Source organism: Oleiphilus sp. HI0043 (assembly GCF_001634935.1).
In genome coordinates this window covers 1-2,852 of the sequence record NZ_LWEY01000842.1, presented here as the reverse complement: position 1 = coordinate 2,852, position 2,852 = coordinate 1, and the positions used below count along the sequence as shown (strand labels likewise).

The following is a 2,852-nucleotide window of genomic DNA, read 5'->3' as shown; positions in this document are numbered from 1 at the left end:
AGCCCCGTACACGAAGATTCAATAGTCACATATTAAGTAGGACGGGACACGTGTTATCTTGTCTGAAGATGGGGGGACCATCCTCCAAGGCTAAATACTCCTGACTGACCGATAGTGAACCAGTACCGTGAGGGAAAGGCGAAAAGAACCCCTGTGAGGGGAGTGAAATAGATCCTGAAACCGTATGCGTACAAGCAGTGGGAGCAGACTTGTTCTGTGACTGCGTACCTTTTGTATAATGGGTCAGCGACTTAATTTTAGTAGCAAGGTTAACCGTATAGGGGAGCCGTAGGGAAACCGAGTCTTAATAGGGCGTTTAGTTGCTGGGATTAGACCCGAAACCGAGTGATCTAGCCATGAGCAGGTTGAAGATCAGGTAACACTGATTGGAGGACCGAACCCACTTATGTTGAAAAATGAGGGGATGACTTGTGGCTAGGAGTGAAAGGCTAATCAAACTCGGAGATAGCTGGTTCTCCTCGAAAGCTATTTAGGTAGCGCCTCGTGTATCACCCTGGGGGGTAGAGCACTGTTTGGGCTAGGGGGTCATCCCGACTTACCAACCCCATGCAAACTCCGAATACCCAGGAGTGCGATCACGGGAGACACACGGCGGGTGCTAACGTCCGTCGTGGAGAGGGCAACAACCCAGACCGCCAGCTAAGGTCCCAAAGTTACAGTTAAGTGGGAAACGATGTGGGAAGGCTTAGACAGCTAGGAGGTTGGCTTAGAAGCAGCCATCCTTTAAAGAAAGCGTAATAGCTCACTAGTCGAGTCGGCCTGCGCGGAAGATTTAACGGGGCTCAAACTGTACACCGAAGCTGCGGATATCTTTTAGATATGGTAGAGGAGCGTTCTGTAAGCTGATGAAGCTCAATTGAGAAGTTGGGTGGAGGTATCAGAAGTGCGAATGCTGACATGAGTAACGACAAAGGGGGTGAAAAACCCCCTCGCCGGAAGACCAAGGGTTCCTGCGCAACGTTAATCGGCGCAGGGTGAGTCGGCCCCTAAGGCGAGGCTGAGAAGCGTAGTCGATGGGAAACAGGTTAATATTCCTGTACTTGTATATATTGCGATGGGGAGACGGAGAAAGCTAAACCAGCATGGCGACGGTTGTCCATGTTTAAGGTTGTAGGCTGAGGACTTAGGCAAATCCGGGTCCTTAAGGCTGAGAACTGATGACGAGATCTCTTTTAGAGATTGAAGTGGTTGATGCTCTGCTTCCAGGAAAAACCTCTAAGCTTCAGATATATAGGAACCGTACCCCAAACCGACACAGGTGGTCAGGTAGAGAATACCAAGGCGCTTGAGAGAACTCGGGTGAAGGAACTAGGCAAAATGGTACCGTAACTTCGGGAGAAGGTACGCCGATTTTGGTGATCAGACTTGCTCTGTAAGCTGAGGTCGGCCGAAGATACCAGTTGGCTGCGACTGTTTATTAAAAACACAGTACTCTGCAAACACGAAAGTGGACGTATAGGGTATGACACCTGCCCGGTGCCGGAAGGTTAATTGATGGGGTTAGCGTATGCGAAGCTCTTGATCGAAGCCCCGGTAAACGGCGGCCGTAACTATAACGGTCCTAAGGTAGCGAAATTCCTTGTCGGGTAAGTTCCGACCTGCACGAATGGTGTAACGATGGCCAAGCTGTCTCCACCCGAGACTCAGTGAAATTGAAATCGCTGTTAAGATGCAGCGTATCCGCGGCTAGACGGAAAGACCCCGTGAACCTTTACTATAGCTTCACAGTGAACTTTGAACCTATTTGTGTAGGATAGGTGGGAGGCTTTGAAACCAGGTCGCTAGATCTGGTGGAGCCATCCTTGAAATACCACCCTGGTATGTTTGAGGTTCTAACTCGGGTCCCTTATCGGGATCGAGGACACTGTGTGGTGGGTAGTTTGACTGGGGCGGTCTCCTCCCAAAGAGTAACGGAGGAGCACGAAGGTGCGCTAAGCATGGTCGGACATCATGCGGTTAGTGTAATGGCATAAGCGCGCTTAACTGCGAGACAGACACGTCGAGCAGGTACGAAAGTAGGTCATAGTGATCCGGTGGTTCTGTATGGAAGGGCCATCGCTCAACGGATAAAAGGTACTCCGGGGATAACAGGCTGATACCGCCCAAGAGTTCACATCGACGGCGGTGTTTGGCACCTCGATGTCGGCTCATCACATCCTGGGGCTGAAGCCGGTCCCAAGGGTATGGCTGTTCGCCATTTAAAGTGGTACGCGAGCTGGGTTTAGAACGTCGTGAGACAGTTCGGTCCCTATCTGCCGTGGACGTTGGAAAATTGAGAAGAGCTGCTCCTAGTACGAGAGGACCGGAGTGGACGAACCCCTGGTGTTCGGGTTGTGTCGCCAGACGCATTGCCCGGTAGCTACGTTCGGACAGGATAACCGCTGAAAGCATCTAAGCGGGAAGCCCCCTTCAAGATAAGTTTTCCCTGGGAATTTAATTCCCCTAAAGAGCCGTTAAAGACTATGACGTTGATAGGCTGGGTGTGTAAGTGCGGTAACGTATTGAGCTAACCAGTACTAATTGCTCGTGAGGCTTAACTATATAACGCCCAAGTGGTTTTATAGTGAATGATTATTCGTACAACGACGGGTAACGCAAATTGGATATGAGTCTTCGTTAGACAGCAGAGATNAANTTAGCTATTACTTGCTATTGTTAAAGACGCAGAATTAAGTGTTGTTGATGAAGTATCAGCAACCGAAGTTTTGCCTGACGACCATAGAGCTTTGGAACCACCTGATCCCATCCCGAACTCAGAAGTGAAACGAAGCATCGCCGATGGTAGTGTGGGAGGTCCCATGTGAGAGTAGGTCATCGTCAGGCTTCTATTA

2 rRNA genes are annotated in these 2,852 nt (G+C 50.1%); both read left to right on the top strand.

The features are described 5' to 3' along the window. A 23S ribosomal RNA gene (locus tag A3729_RS09575) occupies positions 1–2,562 on the top strand; the annotation flags it as partial. A gap of 167 nt (positions 2,563–2,729) precedes the next feature. Continuing rightward, a 5S ribosomal RNA gene (rrf, locus tag A3729_RS09570) occupies positions 2,730–2,844 on the top strand. Positions 2,845–2,852 lie beyond the last annotated feature (8 nt).